We start from the raw sequence: 26,502 nt of genomic DNA, 5'->3' as shown, positions 1-26,502 counted from the left end.
CGTCGAAAGGACGGAATAGAAGAACTCGTCCCCGGTGTATGACTCTCGATCATCGCGAAGAGATAGCTATCTGGCCTCAACCGCACATGCGGTGCCGCTGAAGCCGGCGTCTTGTCCAGAAACGCAGTTGAGATAGCGATTTAGCTTGTGCTTCTGGCGTTGCAGTTTCAACTTCGCGCTACAAGTCTCAGCCGGAAATAACCGAACGGGGCCTCGACTTTCTTTCGTCCTTACGCAGCCGCGCAGGCTGGCTTTCGAACGCTTCCATTCGGCGTTGACCGTTGCGGCGTGCAGGTAGTGAGCTCGTCAGCTCTACGCAAGTTTAGCGATCGGGCGTGGAGCGCATTGCGCGCTTTGCCCCAACGAGCACCCGGTACTCCGGACGTTGCGCAAACTGCGCAAGGGGCCATACGGTGGCCACGCCAACACGGCGGCTTAGATGGATCGCACGATCATTGCCAACGTAGACGGCGATATGGGCACCCCAAGCGACGCTAGTGCTGTTAAAGAGTAGGAGGTCCAGCGGCTGATGATCGTCAACTGGAACGGTATATACCGTATCCTCCCGAAGATTGCTTGATCGGAGGTTGGGAACGTATCGCCCGAAGTGCCGCAGCAGTTCGTAGGCGAAGTTCTGGCAGTTTGCCCCGCTTTCGATGTCTGGCAGAGTCGGCGAATTCGGATCGTGGGCGGTGTCATAGCGTATATGCCAAAATCGTTCGGGAATGTCAGGGACAATATCGACGGTGCACATGCTCGTAAGTTGCCTTAATAGGAAAAGGAGATTCCGCTGCGTCACGTTCGATCGGCGGTCGGCTCTGACCATCCACTGACCCGCGGGCAATCCGGGAGCGGAGGAACGATTCCCACTTGGTAGCGCTAATGTTGGGATCAAATTGCCGTTGGGATCAGTTGCATTCAACCTCGGCATTTGTGATTCGAAAGATTGAATGCTCGGGAATGTAGATGCTACAAGTTAAGCTGACGCAAGGATAGCTCCGCATGGCAGAACCGGTACGGCCCGTGCCGCCACAGGTCACAGGCGATCCTCTGGCCCGCGCAAAGTTGCTGGCCGAGAAGTTAGCGACGCCGCTTATTGACGAGGATGTTTCAGACGCAGCTTTGGCCATTGCATTTCTCACCGGCGGCGTCATCAATCACCACGCTCGCGATGCCGCCGAGGCTCATGAGCTGTTGGACAAAATCCGGCAGCTTGAAGACCGGCTACTAGCAAGAACGATGGAGGCTGCTCCGCGTACGCTGCAATCATGTATGCTCGATGCGCGCGGCGGTTCGGCGGAGCAATTCACGAGCAAGGATAAAGTGCGCCCCACCCGCGCGCGAGCCGGCCACGGCGTCGTTGCTGACGCACGCTAGCTGAAATTGGAATGCGCTTAACCAACACAGAAAGAAACAACCCGCCGGCCGAACCAAGCGGTATATAGACTGCAACGGGGGCCACATCTTCTTGGTGTTCTATGAACGAGGATTTCTATCGGGCGCGGGCCTCCTTGGTCCGCGATATTGCTGAGCAAGCTGACGTTTACGAAGCAACGTCTCTTGAAGCTTGCCGATCAATATGAAGTTTGGGCAGGTAATCCATCACGCGCTTCACGCTCCATAGTGCGCCCCATTCCGCTCCCGTCCACGCACAGTCGTGGCAAGGCGTGAGGGGTTATTCACGGCTGACGGGTGGCACATCAAGACATGCGTCGAACCCGACACAATCTCAGCCATGCCAAAGTTCACCCCGGTCGGATTTCCCCTCGTTCTTGATACGACGCCGTGAGGATCGCTCCGTTGATTCCTGGGCCCCTGTTCAATGCCGTTGAGACGGTTCTCTATAATCGCAAAGCGCGAAAGGACCCCTGGCTAACCTGTTTGAAGGCCTCTTTGCAGGCGGATGCAGTGCGCAGGATTACCTCAAGTTCTTCCACCGCATGAACAATGCGTTGCCTTCCTCGTAGGAAACCTCGGAAGGGCGGGATCGGGAGCACGAGGAACCTGATTGACGTGCGCTGCGATTTGCTCCGATCGCACCAGGCATCTTGGCCACGCGCCATGCACCAAATGCAACGATCCGCAGAGACCTAGTCATACCGCTACTGCGTCTTTAGCAGCCTTTAGCGGTGACGCCTTAACCGATTTGCCGGCCGGCTTCGCCGCGAATTCCATCGGCTCCTTCGTAAACGGATTAATTCCGCTACGGGCTTCAGTAGCGGGTTTGTTCACGACCGACATTTTGACGAAGCCCGGAATGACAAACTCACCGGACTGATTCAACTCATTGTAGCCTACAGCCGCCATCTGCTCGATGACGGCCTTTACGTCAACCTTGGAAATATTCGCTCCTTCAGCAATCGCGTCAATTAGCTGATTTTTGGTCATCTTAGCCATAATGGATTCCTTTGAGAGGCGCAGAACCTTCAAATGAGTGAACTTTGTCGGCTCGGTTACCTTTGTTTGAGCACGGTAAAACCGCAAGGATCGGTTTCCGTTAACGTCGAGGTCATGAACTTACAGGCTTAAAACCTATCGGAAGCCAAAACACAAGGATGAGTTCGAGTGAGTTTCCGGCATCCTGGTCGCTTTTAATATCAGGTCAGATCCCATCGGCGGCTTTTTCCGCGTCAACTGATCGACGCCGAAAGCGAGCGGTCTTGCCAGCCGCCCCAGTCTGATAGTCGATATCGCGAGTTCGTGCACCGCCTGGCCAGCGCGCGTAGCCACTGAGTCATTGGTAACGCATACCGCGCCCCAATATGCCTTTCGTTGGTTTCGCAGGATCACGACGAACGATCAGATTTCGACGTCGCGATTTCGTCTCCGGCTAACAGCCGCCAGAGGCATGCACTATTGCGAGACTCAGCCGGTCAGTCGCGAGCTCTAGCCTGTACGATTGGAGCCGCTTCACCGTGTTTGCGAGCTCAGGCTGTGGATTGACGCCACCTACTTGAAGGTGCGACAGCAGAGGCGCGTCGTGTCGGTCGCGGTAATTGTCGCGGTCGTGTCAGCAGTATGACACGCGCCGCGTTCGCCAAACCTCCATCAAGCCGATGCCGCGCGGCCTTTTGCCCTGCAGCTCGGCACGAAGCTGCTCGAAACCGCCTGGCCAAGGCCAACCCCTGCCATTCTCGGTAGGGACAGAACAAATGATATTGCTGTCCGTCGGCGAAGTGTCGTAGCTTTCTCGCACCGGACCACTGGTTTGCATCGTTATCTGTTTCACCCGGGGCTGTTTTTTTGACGTGATCTTTTGACCTAGCGCGAAGTCTGACTTTTCTTGGGCCGCCATTTGGCGGCCTTTCTTTCGAACATGCGTAAGTCGGCGACATTTGCATTGTGGCACATACCGCGCATGACGTGTGAGCTCCTTCTTGCGAGCTCCGGCAAGCCGACCCGATCGGGTCCGGACCGGTTTTGCGCCGCTCCAAAGAAAGCGACGAGCACGCCACTCAGTGTCCGAATGCAATCAATTCTGCGCACGGCAGATGTGCGCCGCCGGCGGCACCAAGAACTTTGTGAGGGAAGACACGATGGTTTGGAAAGCCGCACACTCCGTTCTTCGTCACGGCGCGGCGCTTTCATGGAATGTATGAATCGCTTAGCTCCGACCTATACTCACGTATAGATCGGCATACTCTCGTATATGCGTGCTATTCGGACAATGATTCCCAGGTGCCATTGATGTCCGCCTGTCTCGCGGCGACGTGCCGACTGCGGAGAGCGAAATACTCGTTCTTGAACGACAAATTGACCCCATTCCAAACGCTTCGTGTCCTCGACTTCGGCAAGCGTATTCGCATTGTGTCAGCATGCCGATCCGCACCGATAGGTCGTTCCTCATTGAAAGAGAGTTTTAATCGAGAATCGATATAGCCACTTGCATTAGGGTCATCCGCAGTTGGGGCGCCGATGTGGCACAATCGAACTTCTAATCTCGCGCTAGTGTTGTCTATCCCGGCCGCTACCGTGGCTGCCAATACGGACGTGTTGTCAATTCACTTCTGGAGCGGGCTACTCGTTGGTGGATTGATGCTGGTTCTTTCGTTTGCGACCTCGACGCGAAGGGAGGTCGCAGAACGAACTCTGGACGATACGATGGTTATCAACGCGTTTGAATCCCTTAAAGACGGTATCGCAGTTTTCGACGCCGACAGGTGCGTTCTGAGCAACGATGCAGCAGCTCACATACTTGGCTTTTCCAATAGGCAAGAAATGAGAGGGCTGGCGCTTGCCTCGCTTTCGCTTGATCCGCAGCCGAACGGCAAGAGCGTTGCGCAGATGTTCGAAGAAACCAATAAAGCAGTAATGGAAGCAGGCCATGTCGCAATCGAGTGGTGGCTTCGCCGCAAAGATCAGACTTCGATTCCGGTCAGGACAAGTCTTGTCGTTTCTAACTTCGAAGGCCGCCCGATAGTCGTATGTGGATGGCAGGACATAACTGATTTGGTCCGTATGCGCGAGGAGCGGTTGAGCCTTGCGAACAATTTCGAGAACGATGTGTCGCGGGTTGTCGATGTCGTGGCGAGCTCCATAAGAAACATGCAAACAGTCTCGTCGACAATCAGGTCGTCCACAGACGATGTTTGCCTTCGCACTGAAGGCATGACCGGGATCGTGAAAAAGACGGAGGAAAACTCGAGCGCCGTTGCGTCAGCTGCCCAGGAATTCTCGGCTTCAATTTCTGAGATCAGGAGGCAGGTCTCGACAGCGGCCAACATTTCGCAATCTGCACGGGATAAGACGGTCCACGCCGAATCAACACTCAACGAGCTCGTTGCGTCGGTTACGAAGATCAGCAGCGTCGTCCAACTCATCGAGGGAATAGCCTCACAAACCAATTTGCTGGCGCTCAACGCGACCATTGAGGCAGCGCGAGCTGGCGAAGCGGGCAGAGGTTTTGCAGTGGTGGCAAGCGAAGTAAAAAATCTTGCGGCGCAGGCAGCAAAGGCGACGAGCGAGGTTGATGCTCAGATTCTTGCCATTCGGGAAAGGACAGGGCTGACGACTGCGGCGATGGCTGACATTGCTGGGATCATAGACAAGATGCGCGAAATATCGAGCAGCATATCGGCTGCAATAGAAGAACAGTCGATTGTCACAAATGACATCTCGAAGAGCATCACACTCATTAGTTCGGATATGGGCGAGGCGTCCCGCGATATTGACCGACTTCATGATGCATCGCGCGCCTCTGGCTCATCGGCGGGCCAGGTCGTTGATAACGTCCAAGAGCTGAGCATGAATCTTGGTTCGTTGGAGGGACAGGTCGACGACTTCTTGATCAAAATACGAGCGTAGTGCGGTGGCGTGGGACGCATGACGCCGCCGCGATGGGAAAGGAGCTTGCTGTTAGGCGGCGATGCCCTGATCCGGCGGGTCGGCCGCAATCCAAGAGGGTTGCGGCGCGCGCATCCGGTTAGCTCTCAGGCCGGCGAAAAAATCGTCGCCCCATTGGCTGTGGCTGAGAAGATTTCGCTCGGCGTCAATGCCGAAGATCGTCCGCAGCAAGATGGACCGACAAAACTTTGGAGAGTGGCTAGAGCTGATGCTCCAGTCCATTCATCGTCAAGAATATCAAGTGCGCGTGTTCGGCGGGTCGATATCCGCAAGCTGGGTAGCCGACCAGGCGCACCAACACACCACGTCAGGTGCTGTCGGCCGGCTCCTGACAACAGAAGACCAAGTTCCATGGTCGTAGTGGGCGTCAGATGGGTCTTTACCTTCGCTGCCGCGTGTACGTCCGGTCGCCGCCAAGTGATACTGAGGCGCGCCGCTGACGGCAAGGGTGCCCGCTTCCGCCGCGGCTTTTTTCGGCCCTTAGCGCATCGTCGGAATGAAAGCGACTTCCTCGATCTTGTCGAAGAAGGCGCTTTGCGCGTTTGAGGGCGGAGCGGATCGTGAGAGTTAGAGGGGAGGCAGAAATTGCGACCCTTGCAATCGAAGGCGACTTTATAGACTAAGGCCGCGATCCGCGAGCACCCGGTGCATTACCTCGGTTTTGATCTCGCGGGCAATCTCATTGCGGATCCCGGCTCCGAGCTGCCGCTCCGCATCGATCAGCCAGGGCGTGGATGAGGATGCAGAGTCGTCGCCGGCCAGGTGATGGTCGGCGAGCCGTTGCTGCAAGCGAGTTCGAAACTCCTCGTCCATCGCATCGACGAGCCGCTCCTGCATCGCTGCTTCCTCTTGGGGTGCGATGCGCTTCACCACGCTCTCCCAAGGTTGCCAGCGCGTAGCCAGATAATCCGCGAAGCCCGTCGTCTCTTGCCTGCGGACCGACATCTCGGCCCTGGCAACGTCGTCTTCGATGACCTGGGAGACATTCAAGAAGCGCATGTCCGGAGCGACGTGCCGCAGATCCAGCGGCTCTCGCAGCTGGGTCTGGTAGGCAAGATAGACCTCGATCTCGTCGATTTTGGCGTCCGGGTCGGCACGGCGGAGCGAATCGACCGTCTCGCGCGCGATCTCCTCCAGCGCCTCCAAGCGGAACATGACACGGCCGTGCTGGAGCAGTTCGTCGAGCCGCCCGTCATAGGCCCCCTCCTTGACGTCAGCGTTCAGGCGTGCGGCCTGCATGCTGTTCCAGGTCAAAGTGATGCGATCCTCACAGTCCTCGCTCGCTCCCAACGCAGCGGCGAAGTACTGCTCGCGCAATCGCGGTCTGGCCGCCGCCTGCCGCAGATCGTCGGCCACCGCCTGTCGGAAGACGTCGTCTCTAAAGTTCACAGTGCCCCGTAGCCTGTCGAGAAAACCTGCATAATCCTGGGAACCCGGCTCTTGCGCGAAGCGCTGCCAGGCAACCACCGCGTCCGGCTGCCCCTCAAGCCAATCCGCGACAACCTCGTGAAGGGGCCGCGGCTCAACCTCCAGCACCCCTTCGGCCATCGAGAAAAAGATCTGCGGGCCAGCATAGTCCCTGGAATGCATGGCTGTCGCCAGGTTGGTCTGCACCAACTCGGGTAGCGGATTATTCTCGAGATCAACGCTGGACTCGCGGCCGAGCTGCGTCATCAAGGTCGCGGGCACGCTGGTAATCTGGTTGTTGCTGACGCCAAGCCATAGAAGGTCTGGCGGCACCGACGCGGGCAGGCTGCTCAGCTGGTTGTTGTTGGCACTGAGCCATTCGAGCCCGGCCGGGAGAGGCTCGGGCAAATTGGCCAGTTGATTGTAGTCAACGTTCAGACGCTCGAGCCCGGCTGGAAGGTCGGGCAGGCTGGTTAGCCGGTTGCCACCGGCGTCCAGTTCTCGAAGGTTTGCCGGAAGGACCGGCAGATTCGTCAGCTGGTTGTTGGTGACGTTCAAGCGCCGGAGCCCACGCGGTAGGTTTGCAGGCATGCTGGTCAGCCCGTTGCTGATCGCGTAGAGCCGCCGTAGCCCGGCTGGAAGGTCGGGCAGACTGGTCAGCCGATTGTTGCTGACGTAGAGCCGCTGGAGATCGACCGGAAGCGTATCGGTCACGCTATTCAGCTGATTATCGTCGACGTTCAGGCGACGCAGCCCGGCCGGCAGCGGGACGGGCAATGTGGTCAGAGACAGGGACGACAGATCCAGCGTCTCGTTGAGATCACCTTCCTGCTGCCAAGCCGTCGTCCGACTGACCGCCTGTTGCCGATCCTCATCCGCGTCCCGCCCCTCTTCGGCAGCCCAGCTCGCCAGGACCTGATCCTGCGATGAGGCCGGATTCGTGGCGGACGCCCGCGCATCCGTCAAGGCGTCACCCCACCGCGCCGCAGCCGGGGACCTTGGTTCGTAATTTTCGGAATCGGAAGCTTCGGAAGAAGTGCCAGCGCCAAGCTGAGCCTGCTCTGTATTCATCGATGCCATTCTTCGGTAGCTAAAATTGGGGAATACGCCGGAGCGGTGAATCTTGAAGCCCCTTCGCCGGCCGAGCACTTGCAGCGAGACGCAAGCAGGTCCGCACAAATCCGGGCTTTCGAATGGGTTGATTGATCCGAGTCGACCAAGCCGGACCTCAGTCCAGTTCGACACGCTCTCCTCGTAAAAGGCATACCTGTCGATAAGCTGACGAGCCTCGTTCATTGTAGAACAGCCGGGTCCAAAACCCTGTTGGGGTCTCGACGGTGCTCTGGCCACAAAGAGAGAGTCAGGCCGAAGGCCGATCTGACGAGCCGCCGGCGCGTGGCGGCGGCTGCAACGCTGAAGCCAACTTTCTTGCCAGAAGCGGCTCATGACACCCAAGTAGGGCACGTTGGGCAATGCTCTCTTCGAGTTGATCGATCGCACCCCCGCCTTGGTAGGCGGCCCTTGACCGGCTCAACACACCAGCCTGAACGGCCTGTCGCGCGAGGGTGACAGGTTGATACTGCAAATGTTTGATTTCACAACGGGCAGCCGAGAGGCTTTGTCTTGGCTTCCAACCCGTCAAAGATAATCCGCCCAGCTCTTAAACTCCTTGCGAAGCCTAAAACGAATAATTCACGCGGCCTCAGTTTCCGCGCCCTCCGCTGTCGCGCCGACAACCGCACCAGGCAAAAAGCCCAGGATGTAATCCGCTGCCTTACTGGCCTGGCTTGCAGCGCGGACAATCGCCCGATTATCCTCTCGTAGAACCTCTAACCACGAGGCAATGTAATCGGCGTGCCGCACTGTCGGAACGATGCCAAGCGAGGCACAGGAGAACGCGGCGGAGAGCTCCGCTATCAATTCCTCAAAGGCGTACTTCTTGGTACCAAACGAGCCGCTAAAATCACGGTTGAGCCGTGAAGAATGACCGCTTGCGTGGCCGAGCTCGTGGAGCGCGGTGCGATGCCAATTGATCGGCTCGAAGTAGGCTTGCGGCGGCGGCACCTGCACATAGTCTTCTGCCGGTGCATAGAAAGCGCGATCACCGCTAATGCGAAAGTCAATGCCGGTCGCCTTGATCAGGGCTTCGACAGCTGGCTCGATCAGTCCTTGCGGCCGAGGAGCCGCGGTGGTCGCGATTTCCGCAGGCAAGCCGTCGCACTGATCGGCATTGAACACCGTAAAGCGCTTCAAAAACGGAATTGCCAGCACTTCCTCGCCGGTCTCTTTAGCTCGCCGCTTCTCATCATTTGGCACGAAGCGATCAGCATAGACCACCGTCGTACCACGCTCGCCCTTGCGCACATGGCCGCCGTGCGATAGCGCCTGGCGGAAGGTGAGCCAGCTCTGACCAGCAAAGCCGCGCTCGATGACCGCGCCCCAAAGGATCAGGACGTTGATGCCGCTGTAACGCCGTTTGGTCGCGGCGTTGTTTGGCATCGCGAGCGGCGCCTCTGCTGCCGCCGTTCCCCACGGCTGCACCCATGGCACACGGCCGGCTTCGAGCTCGGCAATGATCTTGTCGGTAATTTCGTCATAAAGGCCTGCCCGATTCTGGCCGGCCCCGGTGCGAGGATGTCGTTTGGACATCGCGTTTCTCCGAGAACGGGCGCCGGCGAGGCTCTCTCGCGGCTATAAACCCGTCACGGCGGAGGGGTCCCCCCTCTCACTCTAGGAAGCTCTGCCGAGCAAGATGCGGATCTGATCGGGCTGCGAGAGCAGTCCCACGAGCGAAGCGGCAAGCCAGCTCGAGAATAAGTTCGGCGTCCTGCAAACGACGGCGCTCGAGCTCGCGGCGGGCGTACCAAAGAAGGTCGCAGCAGGAGTCAGCATAGCGCCGCGCCTTCGGCGACGCCGGATCTGCTGCGGTCCAAAACGGACTAATAGAGCACCCGCTGGAGTGACCAGATCTGGAACAAATGAATTCGGGCAAGTAGTGACGGCCGGGGATCAAAGCCCGCGAGCCGCGAGGCGACGTCTCTCGGTTGGAGAACCTGCTGTCCGACCGCGCAAGCTGATCTGGGCTGAGGAAAGGGTTCGCATGCCGATCTCAGCTAAAATAAGGACTATTCCGCGCGGACAAGCCAAAATGGACGGGATTGCCCGACAGCATATCGTCTTTCGACCGGACGGCTCATCGGCCAAAACACATTTGTGATCCTAGGAGTTCTGGCTGACCATTAAGCTTGACTTACGAGCTTGCGGGACACCTCTGCGGAGCAAACCTGCTCGCGAGCAGCAGGAAACGCACGACGAGAAGACCCGCGTAGACGCTCGTCCCAATTGACAAGCCGATCCAAATACCAATCGCACCAAGCCCGATCTTCAAGCCAAGCACGTAGCTAAGGGTGAAGCCGATCGGCCAATTAGCTATGCAGGCGAACAGAAGCGGGACGCGGGTGTCCTTCAGTCCGCGTAAACCGCCCGCCGCAATGTGCTGCGCGGCATCACTGATAAAGAAGCTCGCGCCGACCAAAAGGAGGTCTGCGGCCAAATCTGTCGTCGCGCCGACACCGTCAGTCGTCCCATCCAGAAACAGGCGCGCGATTTCAAAACGCACGGCGACAACTGCGGCAGTCAGTATCGCAGCAGCCATAATGCCAAGGAGTATAGCAATCAGCCCTGCTCTTTTGACGCCTGGACCGTCGCTGCGTCCGACGGCGTGACCGACGCGCACGGCCGCCGCCGTGCTGATGCCTAGTGGAACCACGAATAGGACCAAGTCGACCTGAAGGGCGATCTGATGGGCAGTAAGCGCTCTGATGCTGACTAGGCCCGCCAGCAGCCCCGCGGCTGAAAACAGTCCATATTCCAGCAAAACAATCAGTGAGATCGGAATCCCCATCGCGATCAATCGTCTCATGAACGGCCAATCGAATTGCCACAGACGCGCAAGCACGTGATAGTCACGGAAGGGGAGGCGCATTGTGGCGAACCACAACACGGCCAGGAACATCATAAAGTTCACGAAGCTGCTCGCAAGGCCGGCTCCGAACAGCCCAAGCGGCGGCAGGCCCAGCTTCCCGTAGATCAGCAAATAAGCTATGAGCGCGTTGAGAGGGAGGGCCCCAATCGCAATCCACAGGACCGGCTGCGGCCGGTGGACCGCAGCCATGAAATTGCGAAAACCGTGAAACCACAGTGCCGGCGCGGCGCCCCAGACGAGTCCGAACAGGTATTGCTGCGCGAGGCGCGCCATCTCGGGCGCTTGGCCGAAAGCGAGCAGTATTTGCTCTCCCTGTAGCCCAAAGGCCATGATCGGGATCGATAGCAGCAGCGCCGCCCAGAGTCCCACGCGCAGCGTACGTCGCACAGCGGCACGGTTTTTCGCGCCGAACGCTTGCGCTGCCAGCGGCGCGATCGGGGTCAGCAAACCAACACCGAGGGTGAAGCCAACGAGGTAGATCGTGATGGCTAACGCCGCCGCGGCAAGCGCCTCAGGGCCGACGCGCCCGATTAAGGCAAGATCGGTGGTCATCATCACGACTTGCCCAAGCTGCGTCAGCACCATCGGCCATGAGAGCTTCGCAAGTTCAGCAAGCTCGATAGCGACCTGATGATAAGCGCTAGGTGTCGTCCGTTTGAACTGGATGGCCAGGACCGCTTTTTCCGCTCGTTTGTTCATACGACACCGCCGTCCGGTTTGTTTTCTCGGCCCCATCATCGCTGCTTTATGAAGAAGAATATCCGCTTGCCTCGGCCTCGGAGCTGGCGAGACGATGCCACATCAGATCTTGCTCAGGTCCGTTCGAGACGACCCGCGTCAGCGCGATGGATTTGCAAGCTTGGTTCCTATCCGCTGCTCTCGCCATGACGAGAGCAGCTCAGCCATCTCCACCAGCGCTCCATCTTTGTTGAAAGAAGATGCGGTTGATGGCCATTACGCAGCGATCGCCGATCACTGGTGCTGCATGGTGCGAACTGGATTGCGACGTTTTCCATCGCATTGTCAAAATCGCACACGGGCGCACAACCGGGCAGCGCGACCTTGAGGATCCCGAAGTTGCGACCCACGCATACCGGTAGCTGGTATCACACAACGTGATCCTCGAGCGGCTGTTCTGAACAGGTCCAGCTATTCAAAGCTCATGCCAATGCGAGCACCTTGAATTAGCAGCCGATCTGCTGGATCCGTCGTGTCCTGACCCTGACAGCAGGTCGCAAATCTGACAATCAGCATCAGCGATGCTTGTCTCGATCTCGAAATTGGTTGGGGCAAAACGTTCATGCGCGACCGCGAACGCTTGCCTCTCTTCGGTATCGATCGCTCAGATTCTCAGATGTTCAAAGGGCGCTGCACGATGCTCAATGGTTGATGCGTTAGTCTTCATACGTCGGATCTTGGACTGGCTCATACTCAAAGGTGATAAGATTGGGATGGATCATCGTCGCCCTCTAAGTCATTATCCGACTTGCGGGGCTGGCTTGACGCGTGGCGCTGCCCCGCAGCCAGGAGAATGTATCAGTGTGGCCCAAGAAGACGCTCGCCAACTCACAAAGTCACCGCATTGCATTCCCCGGCGTCGATGGCAATCCTTAAAGCGTAAGACGCCCCCTGAAGGAAATGTCCGAGCCCGGCCTGCGGAACGCAATGGGGCTCTGGGTCAGAACGCCCTTCGGCGAGGAACACATCTTGGTGCGCGCGGGATTGGAGCCGGATGGCCGAGACGCTACGCGACTCTGTTCATGAGAGGGCGGTGCGGCGCGAGCCGCACGCGCAGGAAAACGCGAAAACGTTAAGCGCGCGAAAGGTGGACTTCCTCTCTGGCCATTGTCCGAGCATCATAAATTCTGACCTGAAGCATGGGAAAACGCTGCTTTAGCTCCTGCGCTCCCGCCAAAGCCCCGTCTTTGGTGGAAAATTCGGCTTTGACTCGGCCATCCACTTCGAGAGCATAACCGGAAGCGGGAAGTTTTGGCGTGGCTGCGACCATTTCATTCCTTTAGCATGTTGGTCTCATCGACGACGGCTGCTTAACCTCAGTCGCTTGGACCGGGCTAGCAGTTGCGCCAGCGACCGGTATCTCCTGCAAAAATCGGTGTGTAGCGCGCCCTCGGCAACCTTAGGGTTCCGCCCGGGGAACGGAATTGGCGCCCCTTCCAAACCGCCGACGCAATAAGGGCCTCGGCGCGCTTACGGCAAAGGCGGGGAGGCCTTCGATCGCCCACAATACGGGGCCCGATCCGGGGCCTGTAGTCCTTTTGCTGCAAGCGAATCGCCCATATAGTCGCAAAATAGGCAGTTTTGCGATCAATACTGACCCAATAAGGGAAATTGGAGAATTCGGCCGCACAAGCATTCTTGGCGGCTTTTCAGCGTTTTCGAGCGCTTTGAAAGGGGATGCGGCGTGACATTTCACATGAACCTGCGCGTGCAACAGGAGGATGCATCATGAGCGAGCTGTCGCAAGCGCCGCAGCCGCGCGCAGATGCCGATGAACCGATCGTCTTGGTCGTCGACGACGACGCATCGATGCGCAAGGCTCTCACAAATCTGTTTGAATCGGTGGGGCTTAAGGTCAAGGCTTTTGGCTCTGCGGCGGAGATTTTGCAGACGAAGCCGCCCGAAGTGCCGAGCTGCCTAGTGCTCGACATCCGCCTACCAGGATCGAGCGGCCTCGATTTGCAGTCCGATCTCGCCGAGGCCAAGATCGACACGCCTATTATCTTTATCACAGGTCACGGCGATATTCCCATGACCGTCCAGGCCATGAAGAGCGGTGCGGTCGACTTCCTGACCAAGCCGGTACGCGAGCAGGACCTCCTCGACGCGGTCCGGGCCGCGATCGAACGAGACCGCAAGCGGCGCGACCTCGACAAAACAGTCGTTGACCTACGATCCCGGTTCGAAAATCTGACTCCACGCGAGCGCGATGTTCTGGCCCTGGTCACTTCCGGCCTGCTGAACAAGCAGGTGGCGGGCGAGCTTGGACTGGCAGAAATTACAGTCAAGATCTACCGCGGGCAGGTCATGCGCAAAATGGGCGCGAAGTCGCTGGCCGATCTCATAAGAATGAGTGAAGCTCTCGGAATTTCGAGCCCAAAGGGGAACTTACAAACCTAAGTATGGTTTCCAATCCTGCTTCCCGCCTCCACTTTCGTACGGCCGCAACCGCGGCGAGCAGTTTCTCGGATCACGAGCGATCAGTTTGTCAATGCCCTCTGTCATTTCCCTCATCGACGATGATCCATCCGTTCGTACCGCAACGAACAACCTTCTGGCAGCGTACGGATACTTGGTCCATACTTTTGCCTCCGCCGAGGAGTTCCTCCGCGCGGCCGAATTGAGTGAAACATCATGCGTGATTACCGACGTCCAAATGTCGGCCATGAGCGGAATTGACCTGCTCACGCATATGCGCAGCCTCGGTCATCGCATGCCTTTCATCTTCATCACGGCCTTTCCAGATGATGTCGTGCGCGCTCGAGCAATCAAGGCTGGAGGGATCTGCTTTCTCGCCAAACCTTTTGCCACGGACGCGTTGATCAAGTGTTTGACGATTGCGCTGTCTGGGTCAGGTGGCGCAAGCGCGTGAAGGCCTGAGCGGTTGCCGCGGCATTCCTTCACAAAGCAGGGATGCACTGCGAGTTTCCCGCCAGTCCTCGGAACGCAAGCCAAGAAAGCGATCGGTCCAAACATCTGACATAGCCTCGCTCACGTGCCCCTGTCCCCCGCATAGACGGTCAATTCCCACTCAAACCATAAGATCCAGCGCAGAGGCGCCTTCCTCACCCTGCCGTCAAGGGGCAAGGCGAGGTCAGCGGTACTGCACTTTCGGCCCTGCTTGCCGGTAGTGCGCTCAATTTTGCCAGAGATCTTAGCCGTTTCAGCCGTAGCTTTCGCATCCTGCGGCATGGAGCCAACACCGCCGCGCTTCGAAGAGCCACGAATTTGGCTTGGCATCAGCGCTTTCTCTCCGTAAGCGCAAGATCTCGTCGTGCTGGTCATGTTAGCTCGTTCAAACTGGCCTCGACTGGCCTACTGTGAGACGGAGCAAGGGCTGTGCCAGCGCCAATCGCGAGCGCTAAGCGCCTGATCGCGCTTCGCAAGAGTTCGAGAAGGTGCAAATGGCACGCGTGTTTTGAATCCCACTCTGTGCGCCGCTGTGAGACGTCGAATAAAGAGCGAGGGACTGACGCAGCCGCCCCCTTCCCTGCAGACAAAGATCAGAACTGAATTCGCTTCGGCCTGACTTTTGCCCTGACCCAAGAGCACGGGTCCAAGAGCTCGGGTCCAAGACCTCAGGCTAAAAACGAGGATTCCGGCGTGAAACGCAACCACCTTTTGGAAGAGATGGTGTCCCGATCGCCGGACCGATCTGACGCAGTCGCTTTGATCGACCAACATAGACAAATTTCATCCAACGAGACGGGAACGCCCAAAGCGCAGAGGGAGGTTAGCAGCTGATCCGTCACCGAGTTCGTGAACGCCATGGCGTTGGTCGAGTTGAGCGGGTCGGGCCAGCGGCAAAATCGTACTCGGATTAACGCTGATCAATGTTAGACTCCGGACTGCGTCCCTTGCTGGTCCACGATCATTTTGTCCGTTGCGCTCGTTGCCATAACGGTAGCGCGGACTCCTTCTCTTTACATCGGGCAGGACACACAAGGGCCCACAGCATACAACCTGACGCCGCGTGCGGTTCAACCCACATCCGCGAGCATCCTGGTCTGAGATAGTTGCAGTACCTGCAGCGTCGGGTCATTTGCTACCTTCAAAGTCGCATCACCAATGCTCCCAGGTGATGTGGGGGGCGGAATCGGCGTCTTTTCCGATCCAGTCGTCGGTGCCGCCCCACTCTACTCTTCGGGCCCCGGATGCAAATCTCGTCGGAAGCGTACGCGCGAAACTTATGCGTCCATGTTGGTCCGCATCTCCGCGAAAGAAGAGTGGATGAAGCGTGATCTAGCCTTGCGCTATGTGCTGGCTCTGTTTTGCTTCGATTCCGCCGCGCGGGTGTCTCAGCTCGAGGCCCGAACCTTGGCACGGGACGTGCTGACCCGCTCTTTACCGGGACTTTGCCCCCTCGCGCATCTGGAGTAACGACGCCAGCGACCATTTCAGGCGGGCAGCGTTGCTGTTTCAGCAGCCGACAGGCTGCAGCGCGAGGGCTGCGCACATGAGTATGCCGCCAATAAGAGCCATTCCTATGAAGAGGACTTGCTTGGGGTCCATTTTGATCGTCCCTTCGCTCAGAAGGGCTCGAGCCGGAAAAGTGTCCGCTATGTTTTAGGACGCTTCGTCCGAATTGGAACAGGATGGCTAGTAGCTCAAACCCGCAATCTCGCATCCGTTCTCACAACCCCTAATACGATGGCTTGGTCACCTAACCGACGAATGTTGCGGCGGTGTCCGCTTCCTGCTGAACGGGTCTGCGCACCGCCTGAAGAAGCGCGCCCTTCTCCCGGGTATCAACATGAAGATGTCGCGCTTTCTGAGCTGCTGCTGCATGAGCTTATCGGCATTCACCAGCTTTTCTTAAATCCAGCTGTCAAGCTCATGTTGGTGCTGCCCTGTGTGGTCTCCCCGATGGTGCTGGAGATTGTGATGCCGTTGGACAGCATCTGCTCGGCGCCAAAGCTGCGCAGCCATTTGTCGTCGGTAGTCGACATGGTCTCGCTAATGACAAAGCTCGTGCCGATCCCGGTGACTGTGACTTTGGCCGAGTTATGGGTCTCGTAGTTGCGCGTGACCTGCCCGAGCAGACCGAAAAGCGGCATTTCTCCCTTTTGGACCACGTCGGAGTCGATCTGCAATGCCAGCGAATAATCGCTCCGCAGCGGCACCGACTTGATGAGGGAGGTACCGATTTTGCTGCTCTGCTCGCCCGTATCAAAGCGCGCATTCACCACGGTTTTATCCCAGACGGGGCCCACGCCGGGAGCGGTGGTTGCAGCCCAGGCGATGCCGGAGGATTGTGGCGCGTTGCCGCCGTTAGCGGCCTTCTCAGCCAGCAGATCCGATGTTGTGGTGGGCTCGCGCGCCACGGTCATGTCGACTCCGATCCGAGTGTCCCAGAACGGAGAAATCGACTTTTTGACAGCGACTGCGGAGGCGCCGTTTGATTTCGTGCTGGACGACCAATTCAGACTGTCGCTGGCGGACCCAGCTTGCGTGGGGTACGGCATCGCGACCAATATAGACGCGAAAGCGAACGCGGCCACCCAGAGCGTCGACTTGGCTCCGTCAACACCTGACGTGAATTTTACAATGTTGCCCGCAGTGGATTCGGCAGGATGCGGAGCGAGAAACGGATTTGTCATTTTTGAAGGTCTCGTCGCCAGCGGTCTCGCATGTTGCTTACAACCTGACGTTACGTCCGATTCAACCCCTTTCGAATAAGTGCTTTACATAACGCGGACAGAGATTGCTCGATCGGCAAACTGGAAGAAACAGCTCCGTACTTTAGAGACTCCGTGAAGGCCGTTTGGTTTGATAGAGTGCGCAGCTTGCTTGACCGCCGCTTTTGCGATGTAGACTAAAGTTTCACGCCGGCTCGACACGGACAGGTCTGACTAAGCCTTGCGGCGTTGTACGACCGTCCATTTCTTAAGATGCGGCGGCAGTTGGCATATGGATCCCTGCTATCCAGCATGCCTGCGACTTTTTTACTCACACTTTCACAGCTTCGGATCATCACCGCCAATCTCGGCATGCCGACGACCGCGTCGATCATTTCCTGCAAGCCGACCTTCGGTACCCATCATTCATTTTCGCCTCCGCACACTCTGACGATAGTCGAAACCGACCTGAAGCGGGCAAGCTAGAGCTGACTCTTCAGTCGATTTGCAAATCAATGCTCCCTACGGCACCCGGCCGCCCGCGCTGATGTGGTTGCTGGCGATGACCGCCACTTCGGGAGGCCGCATCGCCAATGCAACGTTCATTGCGGAAAGGCGCCAATTCAGAGTGAGAGTCTATGAGGAAGCGAACTGTCGAAGGATAGGCTGAGGTAGAACCGAGACGTTCCTAACGCATCACTCGCTTGCTATGTTCACCTTTGATTATCGAGGTCCAAGCTGGGTCGGAAAGGGGATTTGCGGATCGAGAATCGAGCAGGGCTCTTTAAGAAGTAAACTTACTCAATATCACGCCGAAAGAACGTGGGCGGGCCTTGCGCCGCCGGCTCGTGCGATCCAATCAACCACGCCGCAAACAGCGCGGCGAGGCACTTCTTCCAAGTGTCAGTTAGAAGGCTCCCCGCAGGCGCTTGCCTGCTGGGAGCAAGATGGGCGTAGCGCACCGCGCTCGCATGCCGGTCGGAGGTCAACGCGCGCATCACGCATGTTATGCCAAGGCAAAGATAGACCGTAGCAGCAGCAGAAACTGGCTAGCCGAGGCGTCGCAATTAGCGGAACGTTTCGTACCGCCAACCTTGCATGGACCCCGTACACGATTGACGATTTTCGAATCGTTTCAAGTTCGATGCACTAGCGAGTTCTGTCGTTTTCCGTTCGGCATAGAGCTTGCTTCATGCGCAATAGCATCACGGATGCCGTCGCCGTGATGTAGGGGCGGACCCACAACGTCCGTTTAAACGGCATGGAGTCCGCCCCATTCTTTTCCGACGGACCAGATAGGCCTGAACCGACGTTTGGGGCGGCTGCAGTCGCGCTAGGCTCGTAATCATGTCCTGCTTTCTGGTCAAATGACGCAAGTGTGAAAGTATGTTGTTCTTACTTGGTTCGTCAGGAATAACGGGCGCCGCCTACAAGCGAGTAGTCTTCGATGAAACTGTCTCAAGCGTTTGCAATGACCGGCTGTTCCATCAACCAGCACATGATCCTGCGGATCACCACGATCATGGCATCGGGATGGCTGTTCATGCAGGCGGGTCAGATCTCAATGGGGCCTCGACCAGCACACGCCAGCGCTCCCTCCAGTGGGATTCTCGCCGATCCGGCCGCGCCCGACGATCTGGATGCGAACTACAAGTCAATTAATGCTCGGTCTTTGCCGGCCGGACATTGTCGCGTGACGGACATCGAGCTAGGCGCTGTACGGTTGGGCTCACACTACGCAGATGTCGTTTCCATATTCGGCTGCGCAGGCACTCTCGCGTCACGCGAGAGTGCGGGAGGTGTCAAGTTTCACCTGTTTGCTTGGAACGACGGGCATGTTTTGACGCTGTTCGCTAAGGGCCGGTTGCTGATCGCATCGCAATCTGACACATCGTGAAGCACTCGCAAGAAAGCGCGAATTGCCTACGCCAGAGTGACAAGGATCTAAACCGCGGAGGAGCGGAACCAATCTCGTCGAGAAAACATGGATGCCAAAGCCGCCCACCCATTCTTGTTTGCGTGCAGGTGATCTTAAAGTTTCTACCTGCGATCAAAGCTATTAAGATGTCAATTAGACGACAATAGCTCTACTTCATCATCCCGTTATAGAGAGCCCTACCTCTGACCGTTCTGCCGTGTGGCTTGTCTGCCGCTTAACCATTGGTGGTGAGCACCCGAGCGGCGACAACCGCCCAGCCACTTTGTTGTTTGCTTCAACACAATTCGACAAACGGACAGGCGCAAGGCTCGGCCTCGATAACAGATCGACGCCCGTCGCATCTAGAAAGCGCGTATTTTCATCGGCACGCTGCTTGCTTGGTCCTGACCAGCATCACCGCTCCTCTCGCGGGGGTGCGGGGCGGACCCAAGGAGGCAATGGCGCTCAACGCGTCGGGTCCGCCCTCTCACGATCTGTGCTGGCGTGTTGCGCAATGAAGCTCTATGTGCGGGCTGCTGCGGCCGCCGTCGCGCCTGCGCACGGCCTCCGCCGTGACATCCTGAGCGTCTACGAGCAGGAAACCCGTTATTGCGGGAGAACAAGCCCTTCAGCGCGCGGAGACAGAGCGCATGGACACTATTGTGACACTTGTGGCATCAGCAGTTCGCTACCGAGCACTTGCATCAATGGAACGGAGGCGCGCTTTCAGCCAATACCGAGGCAGCTTGGGGCGTACTTCGGCTTCGATGTCGACACTACATCCTACTTCGTGGTGGAAATCAGCTGCGATCTTACCCACCTGCTCGACTACCGGGAGCGTATACGTTTTACGCACACTGTCTGGGCGTAGTCCTGCCGAACAAAAGTCAAGACGAGCTAAGCGGGCTGGTGGTGATGAACTGTTGCGGTACGACGAGCGCAGAAGCGATCAACGTGTTTACGACAAGCGAAGCCCTTTGCGAACGCACATGGAGATCGAAGATAACGACTTGGATTTCGTCCAGATCAGCGCCCCAGAATTGACTTGGGCCGTGTTCAGATATTTGACCGCGCGGCGAACAGCTGTATCGCTTTCGATTATTGCGACCACAGACTTCCTAAACATCCTCGTTGATCTTGTATTAATGATAAACGTTTCTCGCGAACTTTCGGGTTGCTACAGGCATCACGCGCCAGGCGCGCGCGGCTAGCTTGCGATTGCTTGGCTGAAGCTCGCAATTGTTTACCTCGTTTGTCCCATTTCGAAGACAGCCGGGCAAACTGGCACAACGCTAGAGGCTGTTAGGAACTGATTAACCATAAGATCCGAGGTTTGCGGGATGTCGATTTCCCGCAAAGCCTATCCCTCCGACGTTTCTGATGATGAATGGGCGCTGGTCGCGCCGTATCTGACGCGTTTGCCGGAGCAGAGCACGCAGAGAGTCCACGCCTTGCGCGAGGTGTTCAACGGCCTGCGCTATATCGTGAAGACGGGCGCGCCATGGCGCTGGATGCCGAACGATCTGCCGCCCTGGGAGATCGTCTATCAACAGGCACAGCGATGGTTGCGCGCCGGCTGCTTTGAGACCCTGGCCGAGGATTTGCGCATTGTCCTGCGCGTTGCGGCGGGACGAAGCGCGCAACCGACTGTCGCCATCATCGACAGCCGAACCCTGCGTTCGACGCCCGAGAGCGGTGCTCGCTCGGCTTATGATGGTGCGAAACGCAAGAAGGGGTCGAAGCTGCACCTGGCGGTCGACACGCTTGGCCATCTTCTGGCCCTCCATGTCACGCCCGCCAATGCCGACGATCGCGCCGAGGTCGGCCGCATCGCCAAAGCCATTCAGGCGGAGACCGACGAGAGTGTCGAAATCGCATTTGCCGATCAGGGCTACACCGGAGAAAGTCAGCAGCTGCTGCAGCGGAACATGGCATCGTCCTCGATATCATCAAACTGCCAGAAGCCAAGCGCGGCTTTGTGCTGCTGCCCAGACGATGGGTAATCGAGCGATCCTTTGCGTGGGCCACCCGCTTCCGACGCCTCGTGAAAGACTACGAACGATGTGCACAGACCCTCGCGGACCTCCACCTCATTGCCTTGGCATGCATCACGCTCAAAAAACGTCGCTAAACTAGCCGCAGGTTCATGACAGCCTCTAGTCCAGTCTCTTGACATACCTTGAGCCGTCGCAGGTCGTCGCAGCGATCTTGGTTCGGCACAATGCTTGCTTTGTCATAGCCAGCATCACCGTCCGATCCCAAGCACCCGGTGATGTAGGGCGGGCCCAAGGCTTTGGATTCATCGCGGAGGGTCCGCCCGCTCGATCATGAGCTGTGGGTCGCGCCTCGAAATGTCATGTTCATAGCTGCCGCGGTGAAGTCCCGAGCCAACGAGTCTCGTGGAGACAACGTAAATGTCTACAACGGAGCACTCCGTGCGCGAGAGGAGGACGATAGAGGACCGCAGATTTGCACTCAATCCTAATTTTCAATGGGACTCCCATGTCTACTGAAGAAGCACCAGGAGGGCCGACAAATCACACGTGCGACAGACGAAATACGTCAGCCGACGGCTACGGCGAAGGATCTGACATCCTAATGGTAGTCGAGGCAGCAACTCAGTATCGCTGCGCAAGATCGATTCTCGAAGAGGCATTCACTAACCAAGCCGACCTGGAGGATGATGACAAACTGGACGAGCTGTTTCACAGACCTCGCATCGCGCGCTATTTCTTGCTCTTTCGTGGGCAACGCGCAATGGGGGCTGGTTTGATTCGACTAAACCCGATGATGCCACAGTCAATATATGTTCCATACATTGCAATCCGCGAAACCGACCGCGGAAGACTGTCTACCCGGAGGATGAAGCAACTATTCGCCGAATTCACGCGGAAGATGGGCGCCCGCAGAATTCTGATCGAGGCAGAAAACCCGCGTTGTATGCTACTTGATGCTTCTTTTCGAAAAGAGCGCATGCAACGTTCGGCAATGAGAATATATCTACTCCAACGCGTCTTAGGCGCGAGTTTTGTATGTGATCCGGACCAGGCCGCTGCGTATACGAAGCCTGCGTCAGATGACGCGCAGAGGGTGAGAACATCCCTTCTCTTGGGCTTTGTGCCTATCGAGCCAGAGCCGGCAAGCTTCTTTAATCCCAACCGCACGGCAATAACGATTGAGCGCTATCGGCAGCTCTATCTCGAACTAATGCAACTTGATTACGGGACCGAGACTCTCGTACCCTCGCCAAGTCAGCTGGCAGCTAGATATCCTGCAATTCGCGATTTCATGACTCGAACAAATGCTTATCGCGAGGAACGCCGTTGGGTGTCGCTTCATCCCTGAGTACCCGACTAATGATGCGGCAAAACTTTAGTGGCGTGGTCCGACGCCATTCAAGGCAATATGGCTCCGTCGCTTATCACCAATTCCACGGTGGATTGCTTGCACAAACAAGCAAGCAGCATGAGGCGAATAGTGGGGTCCGGCCGCGCCAAGTGCCTACCGACCTGCTCTGTCTTCTTGACCATTGACCAAATCGGTCTGGCTTTGCTCGAAGCCCGTCGAACGTTTGTTCAGTATTTGCGCGCGATGCAACCATGGCCACCTTACGCTTTGCGGCAGTCGGCCGGCTCATTCGGAAGTGAAAATGTGAGCGGGAAGGTCTTGGCAAAAAGAGCGTTGAGCGCGGCCCGCTCCTCTGCAAGGCGTCTTTCGATGAGCTGGCGTTCTACGTCCGACAATCTTGTCCCTAGCAGCCGTCGACACCGGTGTATGTTGTTGCGGTGAGCACGAATTCGAGCCAAGTCTTCATCGAGCATCGTCGTGACTCCTGAAGAGCCATGTCCTCTTTGATTTTGAGCAGCAGCAGAGATTTCGCAGCGCGGTACTCTGGCGCCGTTTAGAGTGCACATCGCGTCAGCTGATTGTTGTGGTGGAGTTTGCCGCCAAAAAAATCGAATAGAGTTCACCCAGCTTTTGAAATGACCTTGGTCAAAGTCGCTTTTCGCCGAGAGAGCGGCGTACCTCATCCCATTCGCGCCTTGCTCCACACATAGCCTATGTCCGGTATCGATTACTGCGATGGCTTCGCTTGGGGCGCTCGAAAAGCGCATCTGTGCAATTTTTTTGAAGGATTTCCTCATGCGGGTGACCGTATGGCTTAGTAATGACCGTTGCCGCGTATTTGACACCGGTCGTGACATTCGACTGAGCGTGTAAACGTTGCCCGCGGTTGCGGACTATCGTATCGCGTGCGTTGAATGCCCCGGGCACAACCGGGAAGTACGGGCATGTCACTCAGCTACGCCGAAAGTTACGCGCTTCGCGCCAGACGCGAGACCGATCCTGACGAGGCGATTCAGCTTCTTGTCAAGTCGATCCAGCAACTCTGCAAAGAGGTGAAATCGTTGCAAAGCGAGGTCCAAAGCCTCAAGCGAAAAGTGCGCTAACTGATATTGATCGTCACGTCGGCGAGCGGCTTCATCGCCGCTTCCACCGCGCGCAGCGCGTTGGGCAGACGAATTGTTTTTCTGGAAGCGAACGCGATGGCTGACACCCACTGCCCCTACGGGGCCAACGTCACCGCGACGAAGACGTCAGGCGGCTGCGCGACGAACATGGGGTTAATCGTTCTTCCGATGCTGCCCCGAATTAGCGGCAGAAAGGGAGAAACCGGGGTCGAGTCGACAAGGGACGCTTCGAATGCCGGCAACTGTCAAAGCTTGTCGCGGCGCAAATGAGACGCTGAAGACTCATCATAGGGAGTCGCATTACTAACAGCGAGGTCGCCGACTCCCAAGGAAGCAGGAGGAGTTTAAGAACGATTTCGGGATCGAAAAATTTCTTGCGAGCCAAGGGGGCAGTCGCAATTTTCACCGCCGTGCTGGCGCTCGTTGTCTCGCTCTACACTCTCCGAAAAACTGGCACGAGGTCTATCGCTGCGTTCCAGCAGCAATGGATCGACACCTTGAGGAAGACGCTTTCTGAATATCATTCGATTTTAATGACAACAGAACCACCACTGTCGTCCGAGGACGATCGAAAGGTCTCGAATCTCGGCACGCAGATCGAACTAATGCTGAACCCCGACGACGAGGCTTCGCAGAAGCTCGAGAAGGTGATGGATGTCATCTACCACGCTGAGACCAACGAAGAGCGTGTTGCGCAGGATCCCGCTTTTGTCGCAGCGGCGCGCCGCGTGCTAAAGGACGAATGGAAACGCGTAAAGTCGGAGCTCAAATAGACCGCCCCGCTGCGCGTCCATCCGGCGCGGCGGAGCTGGTACTGGCGCGATCAGCCCGCCAGGAGTGGCAAGCCTAGCACTGCCTGTGTTTTCCGCCACCGCCGGCTAGGCCTCTCCCGCGATCCACGGCGAGCGCGGGAGACATCACGCGCATGCGCCCGCGCGCAAGTTCATCTTTCCTGTCCGGCGTTAGCCTGATTGCTAAAGCTCTGCCGCCTGATGGCGCCAACGAAGCGATCCGCGAAAGTTTCGGGATCAACGCCCTGCGGCGCGGTAACGTTGATGGGGCCCGTGATGTTCACTTGCGTGGTCGACGTCGAGCCGCCACCTCGCTTGATTCCTCGCCGCTCCGAAATCCCAACTCGCTCGGCCCCGTATATGCGCTCCAGCCGTTGCGCGGCGCGTCATCCAGCGCGAAATCGATCGCCGCCCGATTCCGCTCTGGCGGACGCTCAACTGTCCAACTCAGCTCAGTCCCTCTTCTTAACGGAGGACGAGATAAGCTAGTCACAAACAGCTCCTCCTCGCCCAAAATGACGTTCACCGACATACAAATGCACATCAAGAGTTTTCCCCGGGCATGAAATCAAAAGGACAGCCTTCTACGCTCGCCGACCCAAGGCGAGCGTTGCGAGGGGCGTCTATGCATGCAGGAGGTAACCATGAAGATCTGTGGGGTGGATATGAGACTCGATATAAGGCATCCCCTGCGCAAGGGCATGATCGAAGGTCGTTCCGATGTGATTTGCGGTAAATAGGGCTTGGTCCTGAGCGTGGTCAGTCGAGATCAGCGGCTGAGCCGAGCCAGTAGTGGCAGTCCCGGCAAAGATGAAGGCATCACCGGCGACTGCTGCAGCGCGGATTAGCGTTGAAGTCGGCGTTGAAGCCTTCGCAGGCGAAAATTTGAACTGATCGACGGACGGGTCGATGACCAGAGTCCTTTCGCTTCCGTCGCTCGACCGATTGAACGTCGAATGGGGGTGGTCTCCAACTGGCTTGATCCGCGCCGTATGGTTCTGCACGTCCGAAACGGTAAGCAGCCTGCCCGATGTACCGCCAGAATAGGCGACCTTCGTGCCTGATCCTAACGAGATGTCCTTGAGATCGAGAATGTCCGAACTGGACGGATCACCATTGCCGGAAAGGCCATAGAGCGCGCAGGCAAATTGCACGGAGTTTGTTGGTGCTATCGGTCCCGCCATGGTCATGGATGCGCCAGTGCCAGAGACGAACGCGTAGTCGGACGATGACAGATGTGTCACGCCGACGATACGGAAGCTGTCGGTTCCCCCTGCATAGTGAATGGTCCACTCGTTCCCCACATTTGTCAGATAAGCACTGGCGTCGTAACCCTTCAGCACCAGCTTGTCGTGCTCTGCGGTCGCGCTCGTGAGCACGTGGAAATCGGCTATCGTGTCGTGGCCGCTTCCGACGCTATAAATGAACGTGTCGTTGCCGGTACCGCCGGACAGCCAATCATCGCCACCGGCACCGTTCAGGATGTCATCCCCGCTGGAGCCAACCATCCGGTTGGCCAGTTCGTTGCCGACGCCGGTCAGTCCTCCCGTCATGAGGGTCAGGTTTTCGACATTGGCAGGCAGCGTGTAGGACGACCAGGCTTGAACACTGTCGATGCCCCCGCCCGGATTTTCGATGATCTTCTGGTTTGGATTGCCGATGACGTAAGTGTCGTCGCCCGTCCACCCCACCAGCGTGTCATCGGCGTTCACCGCCGTGATCTGATCGTTCGCTGCAGTGCCGTAGACAATGTGGCTGCTGGTCGAGCCGCTGATCCAGGATGTGATGGTGCCCCCCACCGGCAACGTCGACGGCAGCTGAAAATCGTCGCTGGTGAAGGCCGAAATCGTCGTATTGCGAAAAACCAGCGTGTCCTGGCTCGTCAGCGCGAGATACACGTCGTTTCCGACCTGCGTCATCGCTGCCTTGATGTCGTTGAAGGACGTGAACGCAAAGCCGTTCAGTTGAACGATATCATGTCCCGCGGCTGATCCCGGCGTGAAGTCGGTGATGATGTCCGAACCATCGCCCGAGTTGATAACGAATGTGTCGGCGCCCGCGCCGCCGGTCAGAATGTCGTTGCCAAGTCCGCCGGTGATGATATTGGCCGCATCGTTGCCGATGATGATGTTGGCCTCGGAATTGCCGGTGCCGTTGATCGCGGCTGATCCGGTCAGCGTCAGGTTCTCGACATAGTCAGACAGTGTGTACGAGACGGAAGACATGACCG

16 protein-coding genes and 1 pseudogene are annotated in these 26,502 nt (G+C 57.5%); 8 read left to right on the top strand and 9 right to left on the bottom strand.

What is annotated here, in order from left to right; genetic code table 11:
- Nucleotides 1–322: 322 nt before the first annotated feature.
- Nucleotides 323–754 (bottom strand): NlpC/P60 family protein, encoded by a 432-nt coding sequence (locus QQL28_RS31860; protein WP_284271887.1) that lies wholly within the window; start codon nucleotides 752–754, stop codon nucleotides 323–325.
- Between the two features lie 248 nt (nucleotides 755–1,002).
- On the opposite strand from QQL28_RS31860, the gene QQL28_RS31855 reads away from it, so the two are divergent.
- Nucleotides 1,003–1,377 (top strand): hypothetical protein, encoded by a 375-nt coding sequence (locus QQL28_RS31855; RefSeq protein WP_284271884.1) that lies wholly within the window; start codon nucleotides 1,003–1,005, stop codon nucleotides 1,375–1,377.
- Nucleotides 1,378–2,094: 717 nt separating this feature from the next.
- On the opposite strand, the gene QQL28_RS31850 is transcribed toward QQL28_RS31855, so the two are convergent.
- Entirely contained in the window at nucleotides 2,095–2,397 is a 303-nt protein-coding gene (locus QQL28_RS31850) for an HU family DNA-binding protein (RefSeq protein WP_284271882.1), read from the bottom strand.
- 1,575 nt (nucleotides 2,398–3,972) lie between these two features.
- On the opposite strand from QQL28_RS31850, the gene QQL28_RS31840 reads away from it, so the two are divergent.
- Nucleotides 3,973–5,304 carry a methyl-accepting chemotaxis protein gene (locus QQL28_RS31840; protein WP_284271880.1) on the top strand — a complete coding sequence of 444 codons (1,332 nt, stop codon included), beginning with the start codon at nucleotides 3,973–3,975 and terminating at the stop codon, nucleotides 5,302–5,304.
- A gap of 51 nt (nucleotides 5,305–5,355) precedes the next feature.
- Here the strand turns inward: QQL28_RS31840 and QQL28_RS31835 are convergent, their stop codons facing one another.
- The 4 genes from QQL28_RS31835 to QQL28_RS31820 form a co-directional block, all read right to left on the bottom strand.
- A complete protein-coding gene (locus QQL28_RS31835) occupies nucleotides 5,356–5,565 on the bottom strand; it encodes a hypothetical protein (protein ID WP_284271877.1) in 210 nt (69 codons plus the stop codon).
- Between the two features lie 390 nt (nucleotides 5,566–5,955).
- Entirely contained in the window at nucleotides 5,956–7,830 is a 1,875-nt protein-coding gene (locus tag QQL28_RS31830; protein ID WP_431309677.1) for an NEL-type E3 ubiquitin ligase domain-containing protein, read from the bottom strand.
- A gap of 612 nt (nucleotides 7,831–8,442) precedes the next feature.
- A complete protein-coding gene (locus tag QQL28_RS31825) occupies nucleotides 8,443–9,399 on the bottom strand; it encodes an ArdC family protein (protein WP_284271876.1) in 957 nt (318 codons plus the stop codon).
- A 601-nt stretch (nucleotides 9,400–10,000) separates the two neighbouring features.
- Nucleotides 10,001–11,434, bottom strand: a complete 1,434-nt coding sequence (locus QQL28_RS31820; RefSeq protein ID WP_284271874.1) for an MATE family efflux transporter — start codon at nucleotides 11,432–11,434, stop codon at nucleotides 10,001–10,003.
- A 1,767-nt stretch (nucleotides 11,435–13,201) separates the two neighbouring features.
- Here QQL28_RS31820 and QQL28_RS31815 point away from each other — a divergent pair.
- The gene (locus QQL28_RS31815) at nucleotides 13,202–13,873 is read left to right on the top strand and encodes a response regulator transcription factor (protein ID WP_284271872.1); all 672 of its coding nucleotides are present in this window, start codon (nucleotides 13,202–13,204) and stop codon (nucleotides 13,871–13,873) included.
- A gap of 91 nt (nucleotides 13,874–13,964) precedes the next feature.
- A complete protein-coding gene (locus QQL28_RS31810) occupies nucleotides 13,965–14,345 on the top strand; it encodes a response regulator transcription factor (protein WP_431309674.1) in 381 nt (126 codons plus the stop codon).
- Between the two features lie 1,930 nt (nucleotides 14,346–16,275).
- Here QQL28_RS31810 and QQL28_RS31805 read toward each other — a convergent pair.
- Nucleotides 16,276–17,073, bottom strand: coding sequence for a hypothetical protein (locus QQL28_RS31805; RefSeq protein WP_284271868.1), 798 nt, complete (start codon nucleotides 17,071–17,073; stop codon nucleotides 16,276–16,278).
- Between the two features lie 1,465 nt (nucleotides 17,074–18,538).
- Here QQL28_RS31805 and QQL28_RS31800 point away from each other — a divergent pair.
- The 3 genes and pseudogenes from QQL28_RS31800 to QQL28_RS31790 all read left to right on the top strand — a co-directional run bounded on the left by QQL28_RS31800 (nucleotide 18,539) and on the right by QQL28_RS31790 (nucleotide 22,354).
- A complete protein-coding gene (locus QQL28_RS31800) occupies nucleotides 18,539–18,988 on the top strand; it encodes a hypothetical protein (RefSeq protein WP_284271867.1) in 450 nt (149 codons plus the stop codon).
- Between the two features lie 1,361 nt (nucleotides 18,989–20,349).
- Nucleotides 20,350–21,140: pseudogene (locus tag QQL28_RS31795) on the top strand (IS5 family transposase).
- A 371-nt stretch (nucleotides 21,141–21,511) separates the two neighbouring features.
- Nucleotides 21,512–22,354: a hypothetical protein gene (locus QQL28_RS31790; RefSeq protein ID WP_284271865.1), complete on the top strand. Its 843-nt coding sequence runs from the start codon at nucleotides 21,512–21,514 to the stop codon at nucleotides 22,352–22,354.
- A gap of 263 nt (nucleotides 22,355–22,617) precedes the next feature.
- Here the strand turns inward: QQL28_RS31790 and QQL28_RS46235 are convergent, their stop codons facing one another.
- Nucleotides 22,618–23,154, bottom strand: coding sequence for a hypothetical protein (locus tag QQL28_RS46235; protein ID WP_431309673.1), 537 nt, complete (start codon nucleotides 23,152–23,154; stop codon nucleotides 22,618–22,620).
- 701 nt (nucleotides 23,155–23,855) lie between these two features.
- On the opposite strand from QQL28_RS46235, the gene QQL28_RS31780 reads away from it, so the two are divergent.
- On the top strand, nucleotides 23,856–24,254 hold the full coding sequence (locus QQL28_RS31780; protein ID WP_284271863.1) for a hypothetical protein: 399 nt from the start codon (nucleotides 23,856–23,858) through the stop codon (nucleotides 24,252–24,254).
- A gap of 641 nt (nucleotides 24,255–24,895) precedes the next feature.
- Here the strand turns inward: QQL28_RS31780 and QQL28_RS31775 are convergent.
- A partial coding sequence (locus QQL28_RS31775) for a calcium-binding protein (RefSeq protein ID WP_284271861.1) occupies nucleotides 24,896–26,502 on the bottom strand: 1,607 nt, incomplete at its 5' end.

It is taken from the genome of Bradyrhizobium iriomotense (assembly GCF_030160715.1).
GTDB lineage: Bacteria > Pseudomonadota > Alphaproteobacteria > Rhizobiales > Xanthobacteraceae > Bradyrhizobium > Bradyrhizobium iriomotense.
The sequence above is the reverse complement of the archived record's forward strand: the minus strand, read 5'-3'. Positions and strand labels throughout refer to the sequence as shown.

What these genes read in the sequence shown, in the direction of transcription:
- QQL28_RS31830 (WP_431309677.1), bottom strand. Translation starts at nt 7,830, where the DNA reads ATGGCATCGATGAATACAGAGCAGGCTCAGCTTGGCGCTGGCACTTCT.
- QQL28_RS31850 (WP_284271882.1), bottom strand. Translation starts at nt 2,397, where the DNA reads ATGGCTAAGATGACCAAAAATCAGCTAATTGACGCGATTGCTGAAGGA.
- QQL28_RS46235 (WP_431309673.1), bottom strand. Translation starts at nt 23,154, where the DNA reads ATGAGGAAATCCTTCAAAAAAATTGCACAGATGCGCTTTTCGAGCGCC.
- QQL28_RS31825 (WP_284271876.1), bottom strand. Translation starts at nt 9,399, where the DNA reads ATGTCCAAACGACATCCTCGCACCGGGGCCGGCCAGAATCGGGCAGGC.
- QQL28_RS31860 (WP_284271887.1), bottom strand. Translation starts at nt 754, where the DNA reads ATGTGCACCGTCGATATTGTCCCTGACATTCCCGAACGATTTTGGCAT.
- QQL28_RS31820 (WP_284271874.1), bottom strand. Translation starts at nt 11,434, where the DNA reads ATGAACAAACGAGCGGAAAAAGCGGTCCTGGCCATCCAGTTCAAACGG.
- QQL28_RS31810 (WP_431309674.1), top strand. Translation starts at nt 13,965, where the DNA reads ATGCCCTCTGTCATTTCCCTCATCGACGATGATCCATCCGTTCGTACC.
- QQL28_RS31855 (WP_284271884.1), top strand. Translation starts at nt 1,003, where the DNA reads ATGGCAGAACCGGTACGGCCCGTGCCGCCACAGGTCACAGGCGATCCT.
- QQL28_RS31800 (WP_284271867.1), top strand. Translation starts at nt 18,539, where the DNA reads ATGAAACTGTCTCAAGCGTTTGCAATGACCGGCTGTTCCATCAACCAG.
- QQL28_RS31815 (WP_284271872.1), top strand. Translation starts at nt 13,202, where the DNA reads ATGAGCGAGCTGTCGCAAGCGCCGCAGCCGCGCGCAGATGCCGATGAA.
- QQL28_RS31835 (WP_284271877.1), bottom strand. Translation starts at nt 5,565, where the DNA reads ATGGACTGGAGCATCAGCTCTAGCCACTCTCCAAAGTTTTGTCGGTCC.
- QQL28_RS31805 (WP_284271868.1), bottom strand. Translation starts at nt 17,073, where the DNA reads ATGACAAATCCGTTTCTCGCTCCGCATCCTGCCGAATCCACTGCGGGC.
- QQL28_RS31790 (WP_284271865.1), top strand. Translation starts at nt 21,512, where the DNA reads ATGTCTACTGAAGAAGCACCAGGAGGGCCGACAAATCACACGTGCGAC.